Source organism: Verrucomicrobium sp. 3C (genome assembly GCF_000379365.1).
Lineage (GTDB): Bacteria > Verrucomicrobiota > Verrucomicrobiia > Methylacidiphilales > Methylacidiphilaceae > Methylacidimicrobium.
Genome location: NZ_KB901878.1, coordinates 873 through 21,713 on the forward strand (window position 1 = coordinate 873; position 20,841 = coordinate 21,713).

Here is a 20,841-nt window from a genome sequence, read left to right on the forward strand (position 1 = left end):
CTTCCGTATCGTGCCGCCAGCAAACACCTTGGTACGATGGGTGAATGAGTAACGCCTTCGCCTCCATACTACGGGCTCGACCTTGCCCCATCTTTGGCCGACCTGTTCATCCTCGAGGTTGCCCTCATTGATTACAGCCCAATACTTCTCCTCAAACCCTTCGGATTCCGGATCGCTCCGGACACCCTGTCCTCCAACGACTTACACCGGTGACCAGCGAGGCAATACCTCCGCTTTTGGATACGGCGCCCCTCATTCGAGCGCCGGAGGGACTTAAACCCTCCTGATTCATGCGCTGCCCAGCGCACAGTATGGACCTATCCGACTCCCACCTGGTCCCGCTTCGGCCCCTCGCGGGGCAGCGGTCGGTCCGCTCGGGGTCTACCCGAGCTCCCGGCCAGCTGGGCCTCCCGTGTTGATGCATCGTCCTTTGCCCGCATGCCCTCGCCCAATACCCCGGCGGCTCTCCCCAGTGCATCGATTTGCTCTCCTTCCCAGGAAGACAACGGCCTTCGCTTCTCTCTCACGAGCTCGGCGTCCGCATTGCCCGTTTCGAGGCTTTGTTCAGCGTTCACTTGCCTTAGGGCCTGCTTGCTCGCTGACCCGCTTCCCGGGCCTTTTTCCCCAGAGGCTTCGACCGCTGGCGTTACCACCAGTAGCCGCTCCGAGTGCTTCCGGCTGGAGCAATAGTTGCCGGGTGGAGATCACTCCCTCCCCACTGGGCGATGCACCCTTTTCACGGCGCACGAGAAATGGCGGTTAGGGGCTTGCGCGGCGCTTTTCGGTCACGAACTTTGTAAGACAGGCAAGAAGGCTGGCCAACCGAAGGAGAAAACATCCGTACAGGGCCGACCCAACACCGCTGCGGGCCATCTCCCTTACTCGACGTACCGACGAAACGGTCGAGGCCAAATCGGCGCGGAGGGTTTGGCGATCAGGTTCCTTCGCACCGTCTTGGCAGGCGTGGATGTCTGCAGGTTCTTCTGGCCCGGAATCTTTCCGTTTTCGAAGCGCTCCATCAATTCTTCTTTCACCGAGAAACTCTAAAAGCAGATTATATGCCAACGGAGGCGAGTTTTTGCCGCTCCGAGGCCGATGGGTGATGGCTTCGTTCTAGAGGAATCCAGCTAACCCTCCAACTCGAGCAGGACGACGACGGTTTCTCCCGCTCTTCGTTGCCACCGGACTTTCCACGGACCCGGGTCCTCGATCCGGTTCCGTCGAAAAAACTCCCAGACGAAAAGCCCGTGGGGGGCCAGCCGTGGCGGAACCGAGGAGAGCAGGGGATGACTGTCTAGGATGAGCTCCTTTTTCTCATAGGGGGGAGAGGCAAAGACAATGTCGTAGCGGTACTGGTCCCTCGCGAGGAAGCGAAGGGCGTCGGCCTCGATCACTTCTCCACGGAAGCCCGTCTTCAAGAGATTCTGACGGATCGCTCGGCAACAGGCATGGGCTAAGTCGACGAACGTCGCTTCCCGTGCCCCTCGGCTCAAGGCTTCGATCCCGAGCGAGCCCGTGCCGGCGTAAAGATCGAGCACTCGCTTGCCGACGATCCATTGTCCGAGCGAAGAGAAGATCGCTCCCTTCATTCGGTCGAGGGCTGGTCGGATCTCGACCCCTCTGGGAACTTCGAGGCGAAGTCCGCCGGCAGTGCCGGAAATCACTCGCAGAGCCATAGGCCTTCGTCCGCGCCGCCGGAACGTTGGGCATAAGGAGGTCCCGCTTCCCGACTCATGGGAGGAGGAGCGAGGGAAGCGGTCTCGGAGCTTTCGATCGCAACGCCAACTTTTCCACCAGCTTCGCTTCCGGGTTCTGAATCGTTCCTCTCATCGTCAGGACAATCGCCTGCGATCGATCCTGCAGGAAGCGGAGCTGGCGCGCAATCAGCTCCGGGAGCTGGTGGAGGAGAGAATCTTTCAGGTGGACGCGAAGGACGAACCGCAGGGAAGAATCGAAGGCCACCGACCCCTCTCCCGAGAGAGAAAAGTGAGGGGAGTCAAAGTCAAGGTTGGAAAATGTTACGGCCCCCTCCTGAATCCGGAACTGTCCGGAGCATTCCGAGAAAGCAGGTTGAGCGAGGCTGCCTTCCCGAAAAATCGTCGCCAAGGCGGAAAAAAGGGAGATGTTCTCGATGTGTCCGTTCTTGACGGCGAAGGAGCCTTGTCCGGCAAAGCTCTTGGCCACGAGGAGCCGGCCGCGAGAGTCGAGATCAAGGGAGAGTCGTCCGCTGGCGGCCTGCCCGTTGTTACAAAGAACGGAAAGAAACTCATGGAGGTCGAGATCGGTGATCTTGAGGCGCAATCCAAAAATGCCTCCAGGGGCATTGGAGGGAAGCTGGGAGAGTGCTGCCTCGATTTGGCCGCCGCTAGCGAGGGCCTGCACGTGGGAAAGGGCTAGGCGGGAAGCATCGATTTTGTACTGCGCTAGAAGTTGATCGCAGGAAAAACGACCGAGAATCCGCATCCAGGTGGCGGCGAAGGTTCCGGTTCCGTAGAGCAAGCCTCTCTTTTCCTCAAGCGGTCCGCAAGCGGAGATTTGCCCGGCCTCCACGAGAGGCATGCCATCCGGGAGAAGGAGAACCGCCCGCCCGTTCGCGATATCCAGACTGCCGACGCGCCACGGCACAAGCCGAGCGCGGGCAAGGATCAGCGGTGAACCAGGCCTGGCAGGATCTTCATCGATCAAGGGTAGCAGGAGCCTGCCCTCCCGGTCCATCTGGGAGGAGAAGCTCGGTCTATCCAACCGGGCACGCCGAAGATAAAAGCCCTTGGTCAGTAGACTGGGCAGGGAGTATTCGAAGCGAGCCTCTTTGGCGGAAAAGAGGGCTGGAGCCGCTTGACTGGCGGGATTATCGACCCAGAGATCCTGCAGGGTAATTTCGGCGGGTGGCTTCCATTCCGCCGAGGAGAACCGGACAGGACCGCCCAGCGCTTCCCTGATCGCCCATTCCAGATAGGCGGCGGCTCGGCGACCGGATACCCACCGCTTGAGGCCCTGCTCCGCGAGGAAAAAAAAGACGATTGCGGCCAGGACCAGGCCGATCACAAACTCGCCCACGTGTCGAAGCAGCCGCACTGCTTGCAATTAGGCAAGAGTTTCTAAAGATTTTCCAGCAATGAATCGCGCCTGCATCATTTTTAATCCGGCGGCGCGGGGAGAGAAATCCCGAAGGCTCTTCGATCGGCTCCGCAGGGCGGTCGGCGACTCGGTGATTCGAGTCACGAAGTTCCCCGGAGATGCGGAGGCTCAAACGGAGCGTGCGCTGGACCATGGGTACCGAATCGTCGTAGCCGCGGGTGGAGATGGGACCGTAAATGAAGTTGTCAACGGTCTGGACGGGACAGCCGCGATTCTTGGAATTTTGCCGCTTGGCACGATCAACGTTTTTGCCATGGAGCTGGGAATTCCCATGCAACTGGAGAGCGCGTGGGAGATCATTCTGAGGGGAAAGACCAGGAAGGTCGACGTTCCCCGGGTGGGAGAGCAGCGCTTCGTTCAGCTCGCAGGCGTCGGCTTGGATGCGGAAATCCTTGCCCGGACGCACTGGTGGACCAGGAAAACCTTTGGCCCGGTCAGCTACTTGCTCGCCGCGGTAGCGCTTCTAGGAAGATCGGCCCCGCTGTTGGACGTCACGCTGGACGGGAAGGAAACGCACTACGGGCGATTCCTGCTCGTGGGGAATGGCCGATTTTACGGCGGGCCGTTTGCCGTCTTCCCCGACGCGAGGCTCGACGACGGCTTGCTCGACGGATGTCTCTTTGCCGAGCTCAACGCCGTAGCCATCGCCCGTTACGTGGAAGGGGTGCTTTCCCGGCGGCACACCCAATTTTCCGACGTCCTCTATTTTCAAGCAAAGACGCTGACCGTCCGCTCGGCCCGCCCTGTCCCCTTGGAGGTCGATGGCGAGCTCTACGGTCATACTCCATGCTCCTTCTCGCTCGCGCCAGCGGAACTGGATGTCCTCGTCCCATGAGTCGGAAGGCGAAGAAGCAATCCTGCATGGCCGCTCATAGCTCCGGCGTCCACCCTCGCTTGTCCGCGAACGCTTCCAAGGTGAGAAGGCGCTCTTTTCGCCATGGTTCGCCGACATATCCCCCCAAGCTGCCTCGCTTAGGCACTGCGCGGTGACAAGGGACAAGGATGGGGAGGGGATTCGCTGCGACTGCGTTCCCGACGGCGCGTGCCGCGCGCGGCCGTCCCAGAGCCCGAGCCAGATCTTGATAATATACGGTCGCTCCAGGCGCGCAATGCAGCAGGCCGTTCCAAACCGTCAATTGCCAGGACGTGCCGATCGGAGCGATGGGGATCGAGAACCGCAGCCGTTCTCCGGCAAAATACTCGGCAAGCTGGGTCTCGAGTGCTTTCAGTGGCTTGTTGGATCGTCGTGCGGGGGAGCAACCGAGCCAACGAGCCATACGCACCAGCTGTGCATGAAGCTTGGAGGAGTCGGCGAACTGGAGGAGCCGCAAGCCGGCGGAATCGGCGATCCCCACCATGATTCCCAGAGGGGTGTCGATCTCCTGTTCGCAGAGTCTGCCCCTTCCGGGAGCCGGAGCGAGAAGCGGCGGGGCAGGCGGCTGGTCGGAATGACCCGCGCCGTCGGCCAGCACCTCGCCGGTTGGCTCTCCTTTACCTGGTCTCCTTGCAAGACGTCTCTTAGAAGTTGGCAGGCGAAAACGAGAGCCGAAACGTCGTGAATGGCGCATGCGTGGAGCGTAGCGTTTTCGCCGCTGCTCGTCCAGGGGTGCCTTGTGGTGTGTCGTAAGCAAGTGAAGTGACCGCCGCGAGGGCAGATGAAGTGACCGCTTGGGTATTGGGGGCTGGAGAGTTCATGAGATGGGGGCATGGACGGCTTTGGCGAAGCGGAAGGATGGCGGTTCATGAATCTTAGTTCGGAGGTGTATATTATGCGGGCGATGGCGAAGCGGATCAGTTGGTTGGATGCGGCGGAGATTTTGGGATGGAGTCCTCGCACCCTTCGGCGGTGGCGAGCTCGGTATCGGATTCGGGGATACGACGGGCTTTTTGATCGGAGGAAGCGGAGGTCAAGTCCGCGGAGGGTGCCGATGGAGACGGTGGAGAAGGTTCTTGGGCTCTATCGGGAGCGCTACGAGGGATGGAACGGGCGGCATTTTCACGAGAAGCTTCGGGAGGAGCATGGGATTGAGTTGAGCTATTCCTGGGTCAAATGTGCGTTGCAGACGGCTGGGCTGCTGCCGAAGCGGAATCGTGGGCGGGTTCATCGACTGGAGCGAGAGCGGAGGCCGATGCGGGGGATGCTTTTGCATGTGGACGGGAGCACTCATGATTGGATTCCGGGGTTGGGATGGCAGCCGGATCTGATCGCCTTACTGGACGATGCGACGAGCGAAGTCTACGAGGCCTTTTTGTGCGAGGAGGAAGGGACCAAAGCGATCCTTTCGGGCTTACGGAGCGTCATTGAGAAGGAGGGGCTCTTTTGCAGCCTCTACACTGACCGGGGCAGCCATTTTTTCCACACGCCCGAGGCGGGAAAAGGGGTAGACCGAGAGCAGTTGACGCAGGTCGGCCGGGCGCTGGCGCAGTTGGGCATTGAGCACATACCCAGCTACTGTCCACAGGGCCGAGGACGGATGGAGCGCTTCTTCGGCACCTGGCGGGGGCGGCTGCCGCGGGAGATCCAGGCTGCGGGCATTCAGACCCTGGAAGCGGCCAACGAGTACATCCGGAAGAAGTTTCTTCCCTGGCATAACCGCACCCTGGCCGTAAAGCCCAAGGAAGAGGAGAGCGCCTTTGTCCCGGCCGGAGGAGCCGACCTGGATGGGATCCTCTGCGTTCAGGACGACCGAATCGTCGGCAACGACAACACGGTCCACTGGGGGCGGAAGAAGCCCCAGATCTTGCCCCAAAGCTGGCGTATGGGCTTGGCAAAATGCCGCGTCCGGGTCTGTGAGCATCTCGACGGCAACCTCAGCGTCCGGTACGGCCACCGGATCGTCGGCTGGTACGACTCGGAGGGCAAGCCGCTGGAGCCACACCAAACCAAGGCGGCTTAAAAGAGGAGCAGAACTTTGCCCTTGCCCCGGGGCAAGGGCAAGAACCCCAAAGGAAACAACAATCCAATATCCCAAGCGGTCAGATCACTTGTTACCAAAGCGGTCAGTTTGACATGTCTTCAACAGTGGTACCTTGTGGTGCTCGATCGCCTGCCTTTGTCCCAAGCGTTCTCCTGCGGCTTGCGAAATGGACCCGGCTGCTTCGCTCTCGCTTGGTTTTCCCTCCTTGCAGTATGTTCTCATACAGCTCCGGGGGAAAACCGGCGCCGCGCCTCGCATCCAAGTCCATTTGCGGCGCCCAATCGTGCCGGACGCCAAAATCGGGTGCGCTCGGGGACCGATTCGCAGGGCGACTTGCCTGCAAATCGAGTAAAGCGCGGTCGAAAGATCGTGAAAAGGACTTGTCAGACTTTCTTTCGCTCGCAATAGTTGAATCCTTTCACTCGGTTTGGTAACGAGATAAGCGATGCCGACGATTAATCAGTTGGTCCGAAAGGGACGAGAGGAGTTGCTGCGCAAAACCAAGGCTCCCGCCTTGGATTCTTGCCCGCAACGTCGGGGAGTCTGTATTCAGGTCATGACGCGGACGCCGAAGAAGCCCAATTCCGCCTTGCGCAAGGTTGCCAAGGTTCGGCTCACGAACGGGAAAGAGGTGATCGCCTACATCCCCGGGGAAGGGCATTCTCTCCAGGAGCATTCGATCGTTCTGCTCCGGGGAGGCCGGGTCAAGGACTTGCCTGGGGTGCGATATCACATTGTTCGTGGCATTCTCGATGCGGGTGGCGCGGTAGGTCCGAGCAACACCAACAAGTTGAATCGAAACGTCTCCCGGAGTAAGTACGGCGTGAAGCGACCGAAGGAAGGAGCCGCCAAGAAATAGCGGCAGGGGCTGATGCTATGCGAAGAAGAAGAGCAGAAAAGCGGCAGACGCCACCAGATCCGAAGTATGGGTCGGTACTCGTGCGGCGATTGATTAGCGTGATCCTTTCTCGCGGAAAAAAGGCGCGCGCCGAGCAGATAACCTATGGAGCCATCGAAGGGGCGGAGCCCAAGGCGAGCGACCCCGTGGAGACGCTCCAGAAAGCGATTGACAACGTGAAGCCACGGGTCGAGGTCAAATCGAGGCGGGTGGGAGGGGCTACCTACCAGGTACCGGTCGAAGTCTCGTCCGATCGCCAGGTCTCTCTTGCTCTCCGCTGGATTTTGCGAGCCGCTCGCTCCCGCAAGGGAGTTCCTATGAAAGTTGCCCTCCAGAACGAATTGCGGGATGCGGCAACCGGTCAAGGCGCTGCGGTAAAGAAGCGGGACGAAGTCCATAAGATGGCGCAGGCAAACCGAGCCTTCGCGCATTTGCGATATTAGAAATGTTTAGCACCTAAGAAGAGCGCGTGGGCTGTTTCTGGCGACCGACTTGCGGCCCGTCAGGGAACGGAAAGCAGCCTGCCGAGTGCCAGCGGTAGCGGTAAGATTAATGGATAAGGAAGTTTCAACTATGGAGGCAACGACATCCACGGGCGCTTCGGCGACCCGGAACTCTCCCCATCGACCCTACACCCTGGAGAGGACTCGCAACATCGGGATCGCCGCTCACATTGATGCGGGAAAGACTACCTTGACCGAGCGCATCCTCTTCTACACGGGCTCCATTCATAAGATGGGAGAGGTCCATGAGGGGACCACTGTGACCGACTGGATGGAGCAGGAGCGAGAGCGTGGAATTACCATCACTTCCGCGGCGACCACCTGTTTCTGGCCGGTTCGAAAGGAGGAGGGGATCGCCAAGCTGTTCGCTGGGGAAAAGTTTCGGATCAACATCATTGATACGCCGGGACATGTCGATTTCACCGCCGAGGTGGAGCGCTCCCTTAGAGTGCTCGATGGGGTCATCGCTGTCTTTTGCGGAGTCGCTGGGGTTCAGCCGCAATCGGAGACAGTCTGGCGGCAGGCAACTCGCTACCGCGTGCCCCGGATTGCTTTCATCAACAAGATGGACCGGGTTGGTGCCGACTTCGAGAAAGCGGTCCACGAGATCCGGGATAAGCTGGGAGCCAATGCTTGGCCTATCCTACTGCCCCTAGGGAAAGAAGATCACTTTCAGGGTCAGATCGACGTCATCAATCGCAAGGCGATTCTCTATTCCGATAGCGATCGGTTGGGATCGACCTACACGGTAGAGGAGATCCCGGGAGAATACCGGGAGGAGGCGGAGACGGCGCGCCGCAATCTGATCGAGGCGCTCGCGGACAAGGACGAGGCAATGGCCGAGATCTTTCTCGCGGAGCAGGAGCCGACCACCGAGCAGATCAAGGGGGCGATTCGGCGCAGCGTGATCGCCAACGAGTTCGTGCCTGTCATCGCCGGTTCTGCCTTTCGAAACAAAGGAGTCCAATTTCTCATCGACGCGGTGATCGATTACTTGCCGAGCCCGGTGGACATTGAAGCCGCCCATGGCCAGCACCCGGTCACTGGGGAGGCGGTCGTCGTCGTGCCCGATGACAGTGCTCCTTTCTGCTCGCTCGCATTCAAGCTCTGGACCGACCCCTTTGTCGGCAAGCTGGTCTTCTTCCGCGTCTATTCGGGCACGCTGCAGAAGGGGATGACCGTTTATAATCCGCGAACGCGCAAAAAAGAGAGAATCAGCCGCATCGTCCAGGTACAGGCCGATGAACGCAAGGATATCCAGGAGGTTCATTCCGGAGATATCGCGGCGCTGGTGGGCATTCGAGATGTCGCAACCGGCGACACGCTCGTTGACGAGGATCTCGACGTGATCCTGGAGCCGCCGAGCTTTCCGGAGCCGGTGATCTCAATGGCGATAGAGCCCAAGACCAAGGCAGACCGGGAAAAGATGAGTCTGGCCTTGCAGCGGCTCATGGAAGAAGATCCCACGTTCCGGGTAAGCAGCAACGAAGAGACGGGTCAGACGATTATTGCCGGCATGGGCGAGCTCCACCTGGAGATCATTGGCGACCGGCTCCGCCGGGAGTTCGGGGTCGGCACCAATGCGGGCGCACCTCAGATTGCCTATCGGGAAACCATTACTCGTCCGGCAGAGGGCGAGGGCAAGCTGATCAAGCAGAGCGGCGGACGGGGCCAGTATGGACATGTCATCCTGGAGATCCAGCCCTTGGAACGGGGAAAGGGGACCGAGATTACCAGCAAGGTGGTCGGCGGAAATATTCCCAAGGAGTATATCCCCGCCTGCATCAAAGGAGTCCAGGAGGCGCTCACCGCTGGCATCATCCATGGCAGCCCGGTGATTGATCTCGACATCCACATCCTCGACGGGAGCTACCACGAGGTCGACTCGAACGAGCTGGCGTTCAAGATGGCCGCGATTTTTGCCATGAAGGATGCAATCAAGAAGGCGAATCCGATCCTTTTGGAGCCGATCATGAAAGTCGAGGTTTCGACACCCGACGAGTACCAGGGGGACATCCTGGCCGACTTGACGCGCCGGAGGGGAAAGATTCTCAACGTCGACACCAAAGGGAAGACCGCCAACGTGCGCTCGGAGGTGCCTTTGTCGGAAATGTTCGGGTATGTTAACGACATCCGATCGATGTCGAAGGGACGGGCCGCGTATTCCATGGAGCCCTCCCACTTCGAGCAGGTGCCGGCGCAAATCGTCGCTCAGATCGTGGAGCAGAAGCGGAAGTAGGACTACGGAACGTTATGGCAGCGAGTAAGATTCGTATTCGGTTGAAGTCGTTCGATTATCGACTCTTGGATCGAGCAGCCTCGGAGATTTCGGAGACAGCCCGTCGGACCGGTTCCGCTGTTGCCGGGCCCATCCCCCTCCCGACGAAGATCGAGCGCCTTACGGTGAACCGATCGCCCCATGCCGACAAAAAGAGCATGGATCAGTTTGAGCTCCGGACGCATAAACGCCTCGTCGAGATCATGGAGCCAACGGCGAAGACGGTCGATGAGCTCAAGAAGCTCAATCTGCCGGCCGGGGTTGACATTACGATTCGGATCTGAAGGCAGCGCTTTTCGAACGGGAAATGGAGACGAGCATGAGCATGGGGCTAATGGGCAGGAAGCTTGGAATGACCCAGATCTACGACGCGGAAGGCAACTTGGTTCCCGTCACCGTGGTCGGTGCGGAGCCCAATGTGGTTGTCCGATTTGAGGCGCGCCGGGATGGAAGCAAGAGAGCGCAGATCGGCTTTGAGACCGTTCGGGAAAAGCGTCTGACTAAGCCGATGCGGGGACATTTTTCCAAGGCGGGGGTCACGCCAAGGCGCTTTCTTCGGGAGTTCACGATTGCCGCCTCCGAGGAGTGGAAGCCCGGCCAAGAGGTTGAGGTCGCTCTTTTCCGACCGGGGCAGCTTGTCGACGTGATTGGGGTCAGCAAGGGCAAAGGGTTTCAAGGAGTGATGAAGAAGCACAACTTCTCCGGACAGGGGGCGGCGCATGGCTCGAAGATGCACCGCCGCAACGGGGCGATTGGCTGCCGCTCGACCCCGGGCCGCATTTTTCGGAATCAAGGGATGCCTGGGCACCTTGGCAACGCCAGGGCGACTGTTCAGGATCTCCGGGTGGTGGCGGTGCGGGAAGAGGATCGTGCTCTCCTCATCCGAGGAAGCGTACCCGGTGCCCGCGGCGGCTTGGTGCTCGTCAGGACCGCGATCAAGGGGCAGCCGAAGCCGCAGGAGAAGCCGCAAGGGAAGGGTGGAAAGGCCCAGCCGGCAAGATCGTCCAAGAAGTAGTGTCGATCGATCGAGGACCCGACCATGAAAGTTTTTACCGTGGAAGAAGCTCAGCAGCAGATCAAGGTTCCCATTCTATCCGATGGACGGGGGAGTCAGGCGCTTCACGAAGCGGTCGTCGCCTACCGGGCGAATCGACGCAGCGGGACCCGGGCAACCAAGACGAAGGCCACCGTCCGCGGATCTGGAAAAAAGCCCTGGGCGCAAAAGGGAACCGGAAGAGCCCGTGCCGGCTATCGCTCCTCCCCGGTCTGGCGCGGAGGCGGAGTGGTCTTCGGGCCTCAGCCACGGGATTTTTCCAAGAAGTTGCCTAAAAAGGTGAAGCGGCTCGCTCTGCGAAAGGCGTTCAGCGGACGCATCGTCGAAGGGGCAGTTCTCCTCTCGGACACCATCGAGTTGGCGCAGCCCAAGACGAAGGAGCTCGTGCGGAAGCTCGACGTTTGGAACCGGAAAGAGACACTCCTGCTCATCGTCGAGAGGAAAGATTCGCCGGTCTGGCTCGCAGCGCGGAATCATCCTCTCATCGCCGTTGTACCCGCGGCGGAGGTCAACGCCGAGGATCTGCTCTGGCCGGACCGGATCGTGCTCGAGCAGCCGGCCCTTTCCATCCTCGATGAGCGCTTGGGTAACGGAGGTAAACAGTCATGAGAGATTACCAGACAATTCTGCGGCGCATCTGGATGACGGAGAAGGCCACCATCCTGGGGGAAAAGCACAACCAGTACCTTTTTGAAGTCGCATGGGATGCGACTAAGCCAGAGATTCGGAAGGCAGTGGAGAAAGCCTTCTCGAAAAAGGTCGTGGCGGTGAACACCTTGCGCTCTCCAGGCAAGGTTCGTCGCGGGCGGGTGGGGAGAATCGGGAAAAGCTCGGCGCGAAAAAAAGCGCTCGTAACTCTGGCTCCCGGCGAAAAGCTGGATTTAACGGCATAGAGAAAGGAAACGGCGATGGCCCTCAAAGAGTTTCGTCCGCTGACGCCCACGCTGCGTTACACGCAGCTTGACTCGTTCGCGGATATCACCAAGAACGAACCCGAGCGTTCGCTTACGGTTCCACTGCCCAAGAAGGGCGGTCGAAACGACTACGGACGGGTAACGGCGCGCCATCGGGGCGGCGGACACAAGCGGCGTTATCGGCTGATCGACTTCCGCCGGCAACGGCATGGGGTAACGGCAACGGTAGAGAGCGTCGAATACGATCCGAATCGGACGAGTCGAATTGCGCTGCTCCGGTACAGCGATGGAGAGAAGAGTTATATCATTGCGCCTCTGGAGCTCAAGGTTGGGGATCCGGTCGTGAGCGGCCCGGATGCGCCGGCCAAACCGGGAAACGCCCTGCCTTTGGGAAAGATTCCGGCGGCAACTCCGATTTATAACATCGAGTTGACCCCCGGACGGGGAGGCCAGTTGGTGCGTGCAGCCGGATCGGGTGCGCGACTGATGGGAGTGGATCAGGGGTACGCGTTGGTTCGGCTTCCCTCCGGAGAGGTGCGGCGAATCGTGGCGAGCTGCTACGCGACGATCGGCCAAGTGAGCAACGCCGACCATTTCAATGTCTCGCTAGGCAAGGCGGGACGCACCCGCTGGCTGGGAAGGCGACCGCACGTCCGAGGTGTCGCCATGAATCCCATCGATCATCCGAACGGGGGGGGGCAAGGGAAGAGCAAAGGTGGAGGAGGAAGGCAGCAACTCAAGTCGCCTTGGGGCAAGTTGGCCAAGGGGAAGAAGACCCGCCGGCATAATAAGCAGTCTAATCGTTTCATTCTCGAGCGCCGAACCCGGAAGCGGAAGAAATAGAGGGAGAAGTTCATGGGTCGTAGTCTAAAAAAAGGGCCATTTGTCGATGATCACCTGCTTCGGAAGGTGAGCGTGACCCTCAGATCCGCGTCGAAGAAGCCGATCAAAACCTGGTCGCGACGGTCGATGATCATCCCGGATTTTGTCGGCATCACCTTTCTGGTTCATAACGGCAAGACGTTTCATGCGGTCTACATCACCGAAAACATGGTCGGCCACCGGTTGGGAGAGTTTTCGCCTACCCGCATCTTCAAAAGGCACGGAACGCATACGGAGAAGGCGACGGCCAAGTAAGGAAGGGCGCAATTCATTCGCGAGGTTTGTTCTATGGAAGTAAAGGCCATCAACCGTTTCGTTCGCATGTCTACCTTCAAGCTGCGTGACGTGGCCAGGAGCATCCAGGGCATGGCTGCCCAGGACGCGCTGGCGGCGCTGGAGCATTACCCGAAGGAGGGGGCGCGTCATATTCGGCGGACCCTGGCTTCCGCCGTGGCGAATGCGGAGAACAACCATAGCCTCCACCGGGGAGATCTCTTCGTGAAGGAAGCCCTGATTGGAGAGGCGGCGACGATCAAACGCTTCCAGCCCAAGGCAAGAGGAAGCGCCGGGCCGATCCACAAGCGGACGAGCCACATCCGGATTGTCCTGGAAGAGAAGGAAGAGAAGGAAAAGAAATAGGGCAACGATATGGGTCAAAAGGTTAATCCCCTCTGCTTTCGACTTCCCGTCAACCGCCAGTGGCGGTCGATTTGGTATGCGGACAAACGGTCTTTCCCGGAGTACATCGCGGAGGATTTTCAGATTCGCCGCCTCATCAAGAGGAAGCTGGCGACCGCTGCGATCTCCAAGGTCGTCATCGAGCGGGCCGGCACCCGGGTCCGGATCAATATCCACACGGGCCGGCCAGGGCTGGTGATCGGGCGAAAGGCGGCGGAGCTCGACAAGCTGCGGGAGGAAATTCAGCGGTTGGTTCGGAAGGAGCGAGAGGTGCTGGTCGATGTGAAAGAGGTGAAACGACCTGAGCTGGATGCCCAACTCGTCGCCGAGAATGTCGCCCTCCAGATCGAGCGCCGCATTTCTCATCGGAGGGCGATGAAAAAGGCCATGCAGATGGCCAGGGAAGCCGGAGCCATGGGCATCCGTGTCCGTTGCGCCGGAAGGCTGGGGGGATCGGAAATCGCCCGGGTGGATGGATATCGGGAAGGGAAAGTTCCTCTGCACACCCTCCGGGCGGATATCGATTATGGCTTTGCCGAAGCACGGACGATCGCGGGAAAGATTGGAGTGAAGGTCTGGCTCTCTCGGAAAGAGGAAGTAGTGGGAGGGGGATTTTAGGAGCAGCGCAAAATCATGGCTCTTTTACCAAAACGCGTAAAATATCGAAAGTGTCAGCGGGGAAGCCGCGCTGGGAATGCGAGCCGGGGAACATCCGTTGCTTTCGGGGCTTACGGCTTGCAAACCTTGGAGCGTGCCTGGATTACCAACACTCAAATCGAGGCGGCCCGCGTGGCGATTACCCGTAATGCGAAACGGAAAGGAAAGCTTTGGATCCGGATTTTTCCTGATAAACCGGTAACATCTCGCCCCCCGGAAACCCGGATGGGCAAAGGAAAGGGGCAGCCGGAGTTTTGGGTAGCCGTCGTGCGTCCCGGTAATGTGCTCTTTGAGCTGGATGGCTTGACCGAGGAGACGGCTCGAGAATCGTTCCGGCTCGCTGCGGCAAAGCTTCCCGTTTACACCCGGTTCATCAGTCGGGAAAGGAGCTTGCGGGTATGAAGACGACCCAACTCCGCGCCTTATCCAGCGAAGAGTTGCTCTCCAAGGGAACGGACGTCCGGGAGGAGATCTTCCGTCTTCGCCTGCAGCAATCGACGGGCTCTTTGGAAAAGCCGAGCCGCTTACCGGAATTGCGAAAGCTCGTTGCCCGCGTGGAGACTCTCCTACGGGAAGCGGAACTCGGGATCGGGCCTGTAGAGAGGCGGGAGAGGAACCAGAAGGAGAAAGCGTGAAGACCCAAAGCCACAAAAAGGCGGCCTCAAAAAAGAGCAAGCCCGCCTCGAAGAGCAAGCTCGCCGCGCGATCCCCCAAGAAGGCCCCGGCAGCCGTTGCCGTAGAGCAGCCAAAGCCGATGCTGCAGGCGGAGATCACACAGAAAGGGAAAATGCGCACGGGGCAAGTCGTTTCCGTGAAGATGCAGAAGACGATTGCCGTCAGTGTGGAGCAACGCGTGGCACATCCTCTCTATCGGAAAATCGTCCGCAGGCACAAGAAGCTCTATGCGCACGACGAAGGAGGCGTGGCCAAGCCGGGAGATTGGGTAAGGATTCAAGAGTCCCGTCCGTTCAGCCGTCTCAAGTGCTGGCGGTTGGTGGAAATTGTTCGGTCGAGTCGGCTGGAAGGGGCGGTATGATCCAGATTCGTTCTTGGGTAGAGGTGGCGGATAATACGGGCGCACGCCGGGCCACGATGATCGGGGTGATCGGGCGCAAATGCCTGAGCGCCCGGGTGGGAGACCTCATCACGGCGGCCGTGAAGGAGGCGGCGCCGGACGGGGCCGTAAAAAAGAGCGAAGTCGTTCGCGCCGTCGTGGTGCGGACGAAGCATCCGATTCGCCGACCCGACGGTTCCTACCTCCGGTTTGATACGAACGCCGTAGTCATCGTGGACAAGGATCTGAATCCACGAGGAACTCGCGTCTTCGGGCCTGTCGCCCGCGAATTGCGCGACAAGAACTTCATCAAGATCGTCTCCCTTGCTCCAGAGGTCGTATGAAGCCATTTGGTGGTAGGAAACAGTTGGCACCCCAGTCCGTCTTTCACATCAAGCGGGGCGACGAGGTCGCCATCGTGAGCGGGACGCAGAGGGGAAAGACTGGTAAGGTGCTTCGGGTGCTGCGGAAGGAGAACCGTGTCCTGATCGAAGGAATTAATCTCACCAAGCGAGCGATCCGCCCGAGCCAAGAGAATCCACAGGGTGGATTTGTCGAGCGTGAGGCACCGATTGCTCTTTCCAACGTCACGCTCCTGTCGAAGTACCAGGAGAGCGAGCGGCGCCGCGCAACGGCCAGTTCCGCGATGGAGGGTGCGCATCCATGAGTGAGCTGTCAGTTTTTACAAAAACGTATCGGGAGCAGATCCTGCCCCAGATGAGGGAGGCAAGGGGTTACGCCAATGTCAACCAGGTTCCCCGGCTGGAGAAAATTGTCATCAATTGCTGCGTGGGATCTTCTCCGGAGCTGAAGACAGCGTTAGAGGACGCGATTCATGCCCTGGAGGCGATCACGGGGCAGCGGCCCGTGAAGACGAAAGCCAGGAAGAGCATCTCCAACTTTAAGCTGCGCCAGGGCCAGGAGATCGGCTGTAAGGTCACGCTTCGCGGCAGAAGGATGTACGAGTTTGTCGAACGGTTGATCTGGGCAGCTCTCCCGCGTGTTCGTGACTTCCGCGGTCTCTCCCCGCGGGGCTTCGACGGCGGCGGCAACTACACGTTCGGGATTCCGGATCATAGCGTTTTTCCGGAAATCGAGCTCGAAACGATCAAGCGCACATTCGGATTTGACGTCACAATCGTGACGACTGCTGGTTCGAAGGAAGAAGCGCGAGATCTGCTGAGCCGAATCGGGCTGCCGTTCATTGGAGCGCGCAGGGAGGCTGTGACGGCGACGACGACTTGAGAGGAGGAAGGATATATGGCCACAAAGGCATGGATTGCAAAGCAGAAGCGGACACCCAAGTTCCGCACCCGCCGATACAACCGCTGTCGGCTTTCGGGTCGCCGGCGCGCGTATTTGCGCAAGTTTGGCGTGAGTCGAATCACGTTTCGGGAACTCGCCTCCTGGGGGGAGATCCCTGGGGTAACGAAGGCCAGTTGGTAAGAGAATCGACGTGCAAACCGATCCATTAGCCGATTTGTGCTCGGCGCTGCAAAACGCCAAGAGAGCGAGCAAGCCGGAAGTCGTGCTTCCTTATTCCAGAATCAAAGAGGCCGTTGCGCGCGTGCTGGTGGAGGAAGGATATTTGGAAAAATTTGAGGTCGTTTCCGTCCGGGAGGGGGTGCGGCAACTGCGTCTTCTTCTTCGCGAGGTGGCGCTCTTCCAAAAGGCGCGCCGCATCAGCCGCCCGGGCTGTCGCCGCTATGTCGGAGCAAAAGAAGTTCCGCGCGTTTTGGGCGGCCTTGGGCTCTGCATCCTTTCAACCCCGAAGGGGATTCTTGCGGGTCACCGGGCGAGGCGAGCCAATGTGGGAGGGGAGTTGCTGCTCGCCGTAGAATAGCGCGATCGCCGCACAGGAAAGAAAGGAGAAGTCCGGATCATGTCACGAGTCGGAAGAAAGCCGATCCCGGTACCCGCTGGGGTCAAGGTCGCGATAGAGGGCAACTCGGTATCCGTCGAAGGGCCTAAGGGAAAAGCGTCGCATCGGATCCCGGACTGCTTGACCGCGTCCTTCACTGAGGGCACTCTCTCGGTAGAGAACTGCGGCAAGGAGCGGCAGAACCGCGCTCTCCATGGCTTGCATCGAACCCTCCTTGACAATGCGGTGACGGGTGTTCACGCCGGTTTTCGTAAGGAGTTGGAGATTCACGGAGTCGGATTCCGTGCTGCGGCACAAGGAAAGGATCTTACGCTGAACCTGGGTTTCTCGCACCCGGTCGTCTACCCCATTCCCGACGGGATCCGCATCACGGTAAACGAGAACACTAAATTATTGATCGAAGGCATTGACAAGTGCCTGGTCGGTCAGGTAGCAGCCGAGATTCGCCGCTTCTATCCTCCCGAGCCTTATAAAGGGAAGGGAGTTCGCTACGCAGGCGAGGCAATCCGGCGTAAGGCGGGGAAGACTGCGCAAGGCAAGTAGGCGAACAGGATAAGCAGGGTAAGATAGGGACGGAGAAGAAGCTATGCGTCAGGGACGAAGGGAGATGAGGGATCGGCGCCATCGGCGCATACGCCGGAAGGTGGTCGGCTCCGGCACAAGGCCGAGGCTGTCGGTGCACTTCAGCGGACAGCATATCTATGCGCAAGTGATCAACGATCAGGAGGGCAAGACGTTAGCTTTCGTTTCGACGCGCCAGAAGGATCTTGCTGGTCTCCGAGCCAATGTGGCGGGAGCGTCGAAGATCGGCGCTCGCTTAGCCGAGGAAGCTAAGCAAAAGGGGATCCAAACGATCGTTTTCGATCGCGGCGGCTTCCTTTATCACGGAAAGGTCGAGGCTTTGGCCAACGCCGCCCGAGAAGCGGGTTTGCAATTCTGAGGAATCAATCGAATCATTGACTGGATCGGATCAAGAAAGCATGGAAACATCACAACTGCGGACGAGCGACGAGAAGCAGCAGGAGAACGCTCCGCAGACGCAAGTCGGCGCGGCGACGGTCGCTGCTGCCACGCCTCCGCCGATGACACGGGAATCGGGAGGGGCTGGAGCGGGAACATCTTCGGAGCGGCCCACGCCGCGGGGAGGACGTCGGACGCGTCGAGGAGGATCGGATGGCCATCGTCGGGAAGCGGTTGCCGGAGAGCTGATGGACCGCGTCGTCCACGTCAACCGGTGTGCCAAGGTCGTCAAAGGGGGTCGTCGGTATAGTTTTGGGGCGCTGGTGGTCGTCGGCGACCGACAAGGAAAGGTTGGCGTTGGTTTCGGCAAGGCAAATGAAGTCGCCGATGCGGTCAAAAAAGCCACGGAAAGCGCGCGCAAGCAGATGGATCCCATTGTCCTGCGTGGACAGACTATTCCGCACGAATCCATCGGAGAGTACGACGGCGGAAGAGTTCTTCTCAAGCCCGCATCGCCGGGAACAGGTATCATTGCCGGACTGACCGTTCGAGCGGTTTTAGAGGCGGCCGGAGTCAAGGATGTCCTGACGAAGTCCTTCGGTTCGAGTAACCCCAATAATGTCGCCAAGGCAACCTTATTTGCCCTGCGTCAACTCCGCTCACCAGATAATATCCTCCATCTGCGCAGGAAGGGGACGTCCAAGAACGAGAGCGCAAAGCCGCAGGACCAAACGGCAAGAGTCGAGACCCAGGAGCGAGCATGAGATTGCACGATTTACACCCGAGACCGGGAGCGAGGCATAGGAAAAAGCGGCTCGGTTGCGGAGAGAGTTCGGGTCACGGGAAGACAAGCGGAAAAGGTCACAAGGGCCAAAAGGCTCGTTCCGGGGGAAGCATACGGATCGGATTCGAAGGGGGACAGATGCCTCTCATTCGGAGGGTTCCCCGCAGAGGCTTTAATAACGCCCGCTTCTCCACCACCTACGCGCCCGTCAATCTCCGGGATCTAGCAAGGATCCCAGGCGATCGCATCGATCCGCAGGCGATGCGCGAGGCCGGGCTCGTCAAGGGCCATTGGGACGGAGTGAAGCTGTTGGGCGACGGCGAGATCACCCGCGCAGTCACTCTCGTGGTCCACGCCGTGAGCGCCGCCGCGCACGCAAAGGTAGAAGCGGCGGGAGGCAAGATCGAAATCCTCTCTTAGCCTGCATGTCTCACAAGCGTTCTCCTGCGGCTTGCGAAATGGACCTGTTTGCTTCGTTGGGACTTAGTTTTCCCTCCTCGCAGCATCTCGTCATAAAACTCCGGGGAAAAACCTGCGCTCCTCCTCGCATCCAGACCCATACGCCGCGCCTCGGGTACGAACTTTGTGAGACACGCAGGCCAGGCGCTCTTCCTTGCCTTGGAGCGGGACGAGAGATCCCGTTGGAACCAGGCCGGCACAGGGAACTCTGGAAGAATCTCTAGGTTTCGGACAAGTCTGAGAAAGAAAAGAAGACGATGCTTTCCGCCTTTGTTAACTGCTTCAGGATACCAGAGTTGCGCCAAAGGATTCTTTTCACCTTGGCGATGATTGTCGTCGTCCGTTTGGGCTCCGCCGTGCCCTGTCCCGGCGTGAATCCACACGTGCTCAGCGAATACTTCCACACGGTAATCGACCAGCAGGCGCAAGGCTCCGTGGTCGGGATGCTCAACCTTTTCAGCGGAGGAGCACTCGAGAATTGCGCCCTCTTCTCGCTGAGCGTCATGCCCTACATCAGCGCGAGCATTATGATTCAGCTGCTGACGACCGTCCTCCCAAGCCTCGGCAAACTCGCCCGCGAAGAGGGTGGGAGGGAAAAGCTGACGCAGTATGCGCGGGTACTCACCGGTTTGCTCTGTCTTTTCCAGGGATACTTGCTGGCAGTCGGCTTTGAAAATCCCGAAAGCATCCCGCTCCTTCACGGGATCACTTCGGTGATCGAACGGCTGGGTGTGCCCTTGGTTCCTGACCCCGGTTGGGCCTTCCGGCTGATTACCGTGCTGAGCCTGACCTCGGGAACGATGTTGCTCATGTGGCTGGGAGAGCAGATCACCGACAAGGGCATCGGCAACGGCGTCTCTCTGATCATTACGATCGGCATCTTGGCTCGCCTGCCGGCGGCCCTCTTGCAGGCATGGTCGAAGCTCGTTTCCCCTTCGAGCATTTCAGGATCCAGCCCCTTGCTCCTCGCTCTCCTTCTCGTCTTCCTCTTCGGAGTCGTCGCGGCCACTGTCGCGATGACCCAGGGGGTGCGCAAGGTCGTGGTCCACTACGCAAAGCAGGTACGCGGCAACAGGGTCTATGGGGGACAGAGCACCTTCTTGCCACTCAAGGTCAATTACGCGGGCGTGATGCCGCTCATCTTCGCTCAGGCGCTTCTCCTCTTTCCTTCGACGGTGATCGGCTTTCTCTTCCCGAATTCGCCGGCGGCCGCGCGCTTCGCGACCTCGCTCTCCGCAGGCGGCCTCTATTACGGCATTACCGTGCTCTTGGTCTTCTTCTTCTCCTATTTCTGGGTGGCGACGCAATTCAACCCGGTTCAGATCGCCGACGACTTGAAAAAACATGGTGGCTTTATTCCTGGAATTCGCCCAGGACAGCCCACGGCGGAGTTCCTCGATTTCTCCATGACCCGGCTGACACTGGCTGGAGCTGCCTTTCTTTCGGCACTGGCGGTGTTGCCAATGCTCGTCCAGAGCCTCTTGGGTATCCCGGCCATCACGGCGCAGTTTTTCGGCGGCACCAGTCTTCTGATCGTCGTCGGTGTCATGCTCGATACGATGCGACAAACCGAGACCCATCTTCTCCAGCGCCGGTACGACGGCTTCTTGAAGCGGGGAAAGATCCGAGGGCGCTCGAGCTTTGGGCCCGCAGGCCGTGGCGGCCCAGTGCAAGAAGGGACTCTCGTTTGGCTCTACGCCTTGATTGGACTCCTAGTGATCGCTGGGGTGACGATCTCGCTCGCCAAACATTGATCGCGGACTGGCCCGTTCTTGTCGAACG

At 59.5% G+C, this 20,841-nt stretch carries 29 protein-coding genes and 1 pseudogene; 26 read left to right on the forward strand and 4 right to left on the reverse strand.

Annotation, left to right across the window (positions count from 1 at the left end):
• Positions 1-317: 317 nt before the first annotated feature.
• The 3 genes from A37A_RS21605 to A37A_RS0113825 form a co-directional block, all read right to left on the reverse strand.
• Positions 318-575: a hypothetical protein gene (locus tag A37A_RS21605; protein ID WP_020494476.1), complete on the reverse strand. Its 258-nt coding sequence runs from the start codon at positions 573-575 to the stop codon at positions 318-320.
• Positions 576-1,127: 552 nt separating this feature from the next.
• The gene (locus tag A37A_RS0113820; RefSeq protein ID WP_231363941.1) at positions 1,128-1,664 is read right to left on the reverse strand and encodes an RsmD family RNA methyltransferase; all 537 of its coding nucleotides are present in this window, start codon (positions 1,662-1,664) and stop codon (positions 1,128-1,130) included.
• A 67-nt stretch (positions 1,665-1,731) separates the two neighbouring features.
• Complete coding sequence (locus A37A_RS0113825) at positions 1,732-3,075, reverse strand: AsmA-like C-terminal region-containing protein (protein WP_020494478.1); 1,344 nt, start codon at positions 3,073-3,075, stop codon at positions 1,732-1,734.
• 40 nt (positions 3,076-3,115) lie between these two features.
• On the opposite strand from A37A_RS0113825, the gene A37A_RS0113830 reads away from it, so the two are divergent.
• Positions 3,116-3,973: a diacylglycerol kinase family protein gene (locus A37A_RS0113830; protein WP_018292081.1), complete on the forward strand. Its 858-nt coding sequence runs from the start codon at positions 3,116-3,118 to the stop codon at positions 3,971-3,973.
• Positions 3,974-4,007: 34 nt separating this feature from the next.
• Here the strand turns inward: A37A_RS0113830 and A37A_RS0113835 are convergent, their stop codons facing one another.
• Positions 4,008-4,610 carry a methylated-DNA--[protein]-cysteine S-methyltransferase gene (locus A37A_RS0113835; protein ID WP_018292082.1) on the reverse strand — a complete coding sequence of 201 codons (603 nt, stop codon included), beginning with the start codon at positions 4,608-4,610 and terminating at the stop codon, positions 4,008-4,010.
• 270 nt (positions 4,611-4,880) lie between these two features.
• Between A37A_RS0113835 and A37A_RS0113840 the strand changes: the two genes are divergently transcribed.
• From A37A_RS0113840 to secY, 25 genes and pseudogenes are all read left to right on the forward strand, one after another.
• Positions 4,881-6,035 (forward strand): ISNCY family transposase, encoded by a 1,155-nt coding sequence (locus A37A_RS0113840; protein WP_231363942.1) that lies wholly within the window; start codon positions 4,881-4,883, stop codon positions 6,033-6,035.
• A 466-nt stretch (positions 6,036-6,501) separates the two neighbouring features.
• Entirely contained in the window at positions 6,502-6,915 is a 414-nt protein-coding gene (gene rpsL / locus A37A_RS0113845; protein WP_018292085.1) for a 30S ribosomal protein S12, read from the forward strand.
• A gap of 17 nt (positions 6,916-6,932) precedes the next feature.
• Entirely contained in the window at positions 6,933-7,397 is a 465-nt protein-coding gene (rpsG, locus tag A37A_RS0113850) for a 30S ribosomal protein S7 (protein WP_020494480.1), read from the forward strand.
• Positions 7,398-7,527: 130 nt separating this feature from the next.
• On the forward strand, positions 7,528-9,696 hold the full coding sequence (gene fusA, locus A37A_RS0113855; protein WP_018292087.1) for an elongation factor G: 2,169 nt from the start codon (positions 7,528-7,530) through the stop codon (positions 9,694-9,696).
• Positions 9,697-9,710: 14 nt separating this feature from the next.
• Positions 9,711-10,019 (forward strand): 30S ribosomal protein S10, encoded by a 309-nt coding sequence (rpsJ, locus tag A37A_RS0113860; protein ID WP_018292088.1) that lies wholly within the window; start codon positions 9,711-9,713, stop codon positions 10,017-10,019.
• Between the two features lie 35 nt (positions 10,020-10,054).
• On the forward strand, positions 10,055-10,750 hold the full coding sequence (gene rplC, locus A37A_RS17690) for a 50S ribosomal protein L3 (RefSeq protein WP_155996705.1): 696 nt from the start codon (positions 10,055-10,057) through the stop codon (positions 10,748-10,750).
• Between the two features lie 24 nt (positions 10,751-10,774).
• Positions 10,775-11,398 (forward strand): 50S ribosomal protein L4, encoded by a 624-nt coding sequence (gene rplD, locus A37A_RS0113870; protein WP_018292090.1) that lies wholly within the window; start codon positions 10,775-10,777, stop codon positions 11,396-11,398.
• Positions 11,364-11,682 (forward strand): annotated as a pseudogene (gene rplW, locus A37A_RS0113875) (50S ribosomal protein L23). The gene rplD and the pseudogene rplW overlap by 35 nt, the downstream one beginning before the upstream one ends.
• Before the next feature lie 15 nt (positions 11,683-11,697).
• Positions 11,698-12,546 carry a 50S ribosomal protein L2 gene (gene rplB, locus A37A_RS0113880; RefSeq protein ID WP_018292092.1) on the forward strand — a complete coding sequence of 283 codons (849 nt, stop codon included), beginning with the start codon at positions 11,698-11,700 and terminating at the stop codon, positions 12,544-12,546.
• A gap of 12 nt (positions 12,547-12,558) precedes the next feature.
• Positions 12,559-12,840 carry a 30S ribosomal protein S19 gene (gene rpsS / locus A37A_RS0113885; protein ID WP_026195852.1) on the forward strand — a complete coding sequence of 94 codons (282 nt, stop codon included), beginning with the start codon at positions 12,559-12,561 and terminating at the stop codon, positions 12,838-12,840.
• Positions 12,841-12,873: 33 nt separating this feature from the next.
• Positions 12,874-13,224 (forward strand): 50S ribosomal protein L22, encoded by a 351-nt coding sequence (gene rplV, locus A37A_RS0113890; protein ID WP_018292094.1) that lies wholly within the window; start codon positions 12,874-12,876, stop codon positions 13,222-13,224.
• 9 nt (positions 13,225-13,233) lie between these two features.
• Positions 13,234-13,881 (forward strand): 30S ribosomal protein S3, encoded by a 648-nt coding sequence (rpsC, locus tag A37A_RS0113895; RefSeq protein ID WP_018292095.1) that lies wholly within the window; start codon positions 13,234-13,236, stop codon positions 13,879-13,881.
• Between the two features lie 15 nt (positions 13,882-13,896).
• Positions 13,897-14,322, forward strand: coding sequence for a 50S ribosomal protein L16 (gene rplP, locus A37A_RS0113900; RefSeq protein WP_020494483.1), 426 nt, complete (start codon positions 13,897-13,899; stop codon positions 14,320-14,322).
• The gene (rpmC, locus tag A37A_RS0113905; protein WP_018292097.1) at positions 14,319-14,555 is read left to right on the forward strand and encodes a 50S ribosomal protein L29; all 237 of its coding nucleotides are present in this window, start codon (positions 14,319-14,321) and stop codon (positions 14,553-14,555) included. Before rplP ends, rpmC begins: the two co-directional genes overlap by 4 nt.
• A complete protein-coding gene (gene rpsQ / locus A37A_RS17695; protein WP_018292098.1) occupies positions 14,552-14,956 on the forward strand; it encodes a 30S ribosomal protein S17 in 405 nt (134 codons plus the stop codon). The genes rpmC and rpsQ overlap by 4 nt, the downstream gene beginning before the upstream one ends.
• Positions 14,953-15,318 (forward strand): 50S ribosomal protein L14, encoded by a 366-nt coding sequence (gene rplN / locus A37A_RS0113915; protein WP_018292099.1) that lies wholly within the window; start codon positions 14,953-14,955, stop codon positions 15,316-15,318. The genes rpsQ and rplN overlap by 4 nt, the downstream gene beginning before the upstream one ends.
• Entirely contained in the window at positions 15,315-15,641 is a 327-nt protein-coding gene (gene rplX / locus A37A_RS0113920; RefSeq protein WP_018292100.1) for a 50S ribosomal protein L24, read from the forward strand. The genes rplN and rplX overlap by 4 nt, the downstream gene beginning before the upstream one ends.
• On the forward strand, positions 15,638-16,219 hold the full coding sequence (rplE, locus tag A37A_RS0113925) for a 50S ribosomal protein L5 (protein ID WP_020494485.1): 582 nt from the start codon (positions 15,638-15,640) through the stop codon (positions 16,217-16,219). Before rplX ends, rplE begins: the two co-directional genes overlap by 4 nt.
• A gap of 15 nt (positions 16,220-16,234) precedes the next feature.
• Entirely contained in the window at positions 16,235-16,420 is a 186-nt protein-coding gene (locus tag A37A_RS0113930; protein ID WP_020494486.1) for a type Z 30S ribosomal protein S14, read from the forward strand.
• A 10-nt stretch (positions 16,421-16,430) separates the two neighbouring features.
• Positions 16,431-16,817, forward strand: a complete 387-nt coding sequence (locus A37A_RS0113935) for a 30S ribosomal protein S8 (protein ID WP_018292102.1) — start codon at positions 16,431-16,433, stop codon at positions 16,815-16,817.
• A gap of 39 nt (positions 16,818-16,856) precedes the next feature.
• A complete protein-coding gene (gene rplF, locus A37A_RS0113940) occupies positions 16,857-17,399 on the forward strand; it encodes a 50S ribosomal protein L6 (protein ID WP_018292103.1) in 543 nt (180 codons plus the stop codon).
• A 64-nt stretch (positions 17,400-17,463) separates the two neighbouring features.
• Positions 17,464-17,796, forward strand: a complete 333-nt coding sequence (rplR, locus tag A37A_RS0113945; RefSeq protein WP_304412321.1) for a 50S ribosomal protein L18 — start codon at positions 17,464-17,466, stop codon at positions 17,794-17,796.
• Between the two features lie 40 nt (positions 17,797-17,836).
• Positions 17,837-18,580, forward strand: a complete 744-nt coding sequence (gene rpsE / locus A37A_RS0113950; RefSeq protein WP_081616337.1) for a 30S ribosomal protein S5 — start codon at positions 17,837-17,839, stop codon at positions 18,578-18,580.
• Positions 18,577-19,020, forward strand: coding sequence for a 50S ribosomal protein L15 (gene rplO / locus A37A_RS0113955; protein WP_020494488.1), 444 nt, complete (start codon positions 18,577-18,579; stop codon positions 19,018-19,020). The genes rpsE and rplO overlap by 4 nt, the downstream gene beginning before the upstream one ends.
• Before the next feature lie 296 nt (positions 19,021-19,316).
• The gene (secY, locus tag A37A_RS0113960) at positions 19,317-20,813 is read left to right on the forward strand and encodes a preprotein translocase subunit SecY (RefSeq protein WP_020494489.1); all 1,497 of its coding nucleotides are present in this window, start codon (positions 19,317-19,319) and stop codon (positions 20,811-20,813) included.
• The last annotated feature ends 28 nt before the right edge of the window (positions 20,814-20,841 follow it).

Bases quoted from the DNA above. Each gene is read 5' to 3' on its own strand.
- rpsG (WP_020494480.1), top strand. From the start codon at position 6,933: ATGCGAAGAAGAAGAGCAGAAAAGCGGCAGACGCCACCAGATCCGAAG.
- rplB (WP_018292092.1), top strand. From the start codon at position 11,698: ATGGCCCTCAAAGAGTTTCGTCCGCTGACGCCCACGCTGCGTTACACG.
- A37A_RS0113840 (WP_231363942.1), top strand. From the start codon at position 4,881: ATGAATCTTAGTTCGGAGGTGTATATTATGCGGGCGATGGCGAAGCGG.
- fusA (WP_018292087.1), top strand. From the start codon at position 7,528: ATGGAGGCAACGACATCCACGGGCGCTTCGGCGACCCGGAACTCTCCC.
- rplX (WP_018292100.1), top strand. From the start codon at position 15,315: ATGAAGCCATTTGGTGGTAGGAAACAGTTGGCACCCCAGTCCGTCTTT.
- rpsJ (WP_018292088.1), top strand. From the start codon at position 9,711: ATGGCAGCGAGTAAGATTCGTATTCGGTTGAAGTCGTTCGATTATCGA.
- rplC (WP_155996705.1), top strand. From the start codon at position 10,055: ATGAGCATGGGGCTAATGGGCAGGAAGCTTGGAATGACCCAGATCTAC.
- secY (WP_020494489.1), top strand. From the start codon at position 19,317: ATGCTTTCCGCCTTTGTTAACTGCTTCAGGATACCAGAGTTGCGCCAA.
- rplR (WP_304412321.1), top strand. From the start codon at position 17,464: ATGAGGGATCGGCGCCATCGGCGCATACGCCGGAAGGTGGTCGGCTCC.
- rplV (WP_018292094.1), top strand. From the start codon at position 12,874: ATGGAAGTAAAGGCCATCAACCGTTTCGTTCGCATGTCTACCTTCAAG.
- rplD (WP_018292090.1), top strand. From the start codon at position 10,775: ATGAAAGTTTTTACCGTGGAAGAAGCTCAGCAGCAGATCAAGGTTCCC.
- rplE (WP_020494485.1), top strand. From the start codon at position 15,638: ATGAGTGAGCTGTCAGTTTTTACAAAAACGTATCGGGAGCAGATCCTG.
- rpsS (WP_026195852.1), top strand. From the start codon at position 12,559: ATGGGTCGTAGTCTAAAAAAAGGGCCATTTGTCGATGATCACCTGCTT.
- rplN (WP_018292099.1), top strand. From the start codon at position 14,953: ATGATCCAGATTCGTTCTTGGGTAGAGGTGGCGGATAATACGGGCGCA.
- rplF (WP_018292103.1), top strand. From the start codon at position 16,857: ATGTCACGAGTCGGAAGAAAGCCGATCCCGGTACCCGCTGGGGTCAAG.
- rplP (WP_020494483.1), top strand. From the start codon at position 13,897: ATGGCTCTTTTACCAAAACGCGTAAAATATCGAAAGTGTCAGCGGGGA.
- rpsL (WP_018292085.1), top strand. From the start codon at position 6,502: ATGCCGACGATTAATCAGTTGGTCCGAAAGGGACGAGAGGAGTTGCTG.
- rpsC (WP_018292095.1), top strand. From the start codon at position 13,234: ATGGGTCAAAAGGTTAATCCCCTCTGCTTTCGACTTCCCGTCAACCGC.
- rplO (WP_020494488.1), top strand. From the start codon at position 18,577: ATGAGATTGCACGATTTACACCCGAGACCGGGAGCGAGGCATAGGAAA.
- rpsE (WP_081616337.1), top strand. From the start codon at position 17,837: ATGGAAACATCACAACTGCGGACGAGCGACGAGAAGCAGCAGGAGAAC.
- A37A_RS0113830 (WP_018292081.1), top strand. From the start codon at position 3,116: ATGAATCGCGCCTGCATCATTTTTAATCCGGCGGCGCGGGGAGAGAAA.
- A37A_RS0113930 (WP_020494486.1), top strand. From the start codon at position 16,235: ATGGCCACAAAGGCATGGATTGCAAAGCAGAAGCGGACACCCAAGTTC.
- rpmC (WP_018292097.1), top strand. From the start codon at position 14,319: ATGAAGACGACCCAACTCCGCGCCTTATCCAGCGAAGAGTTGCTCTCC.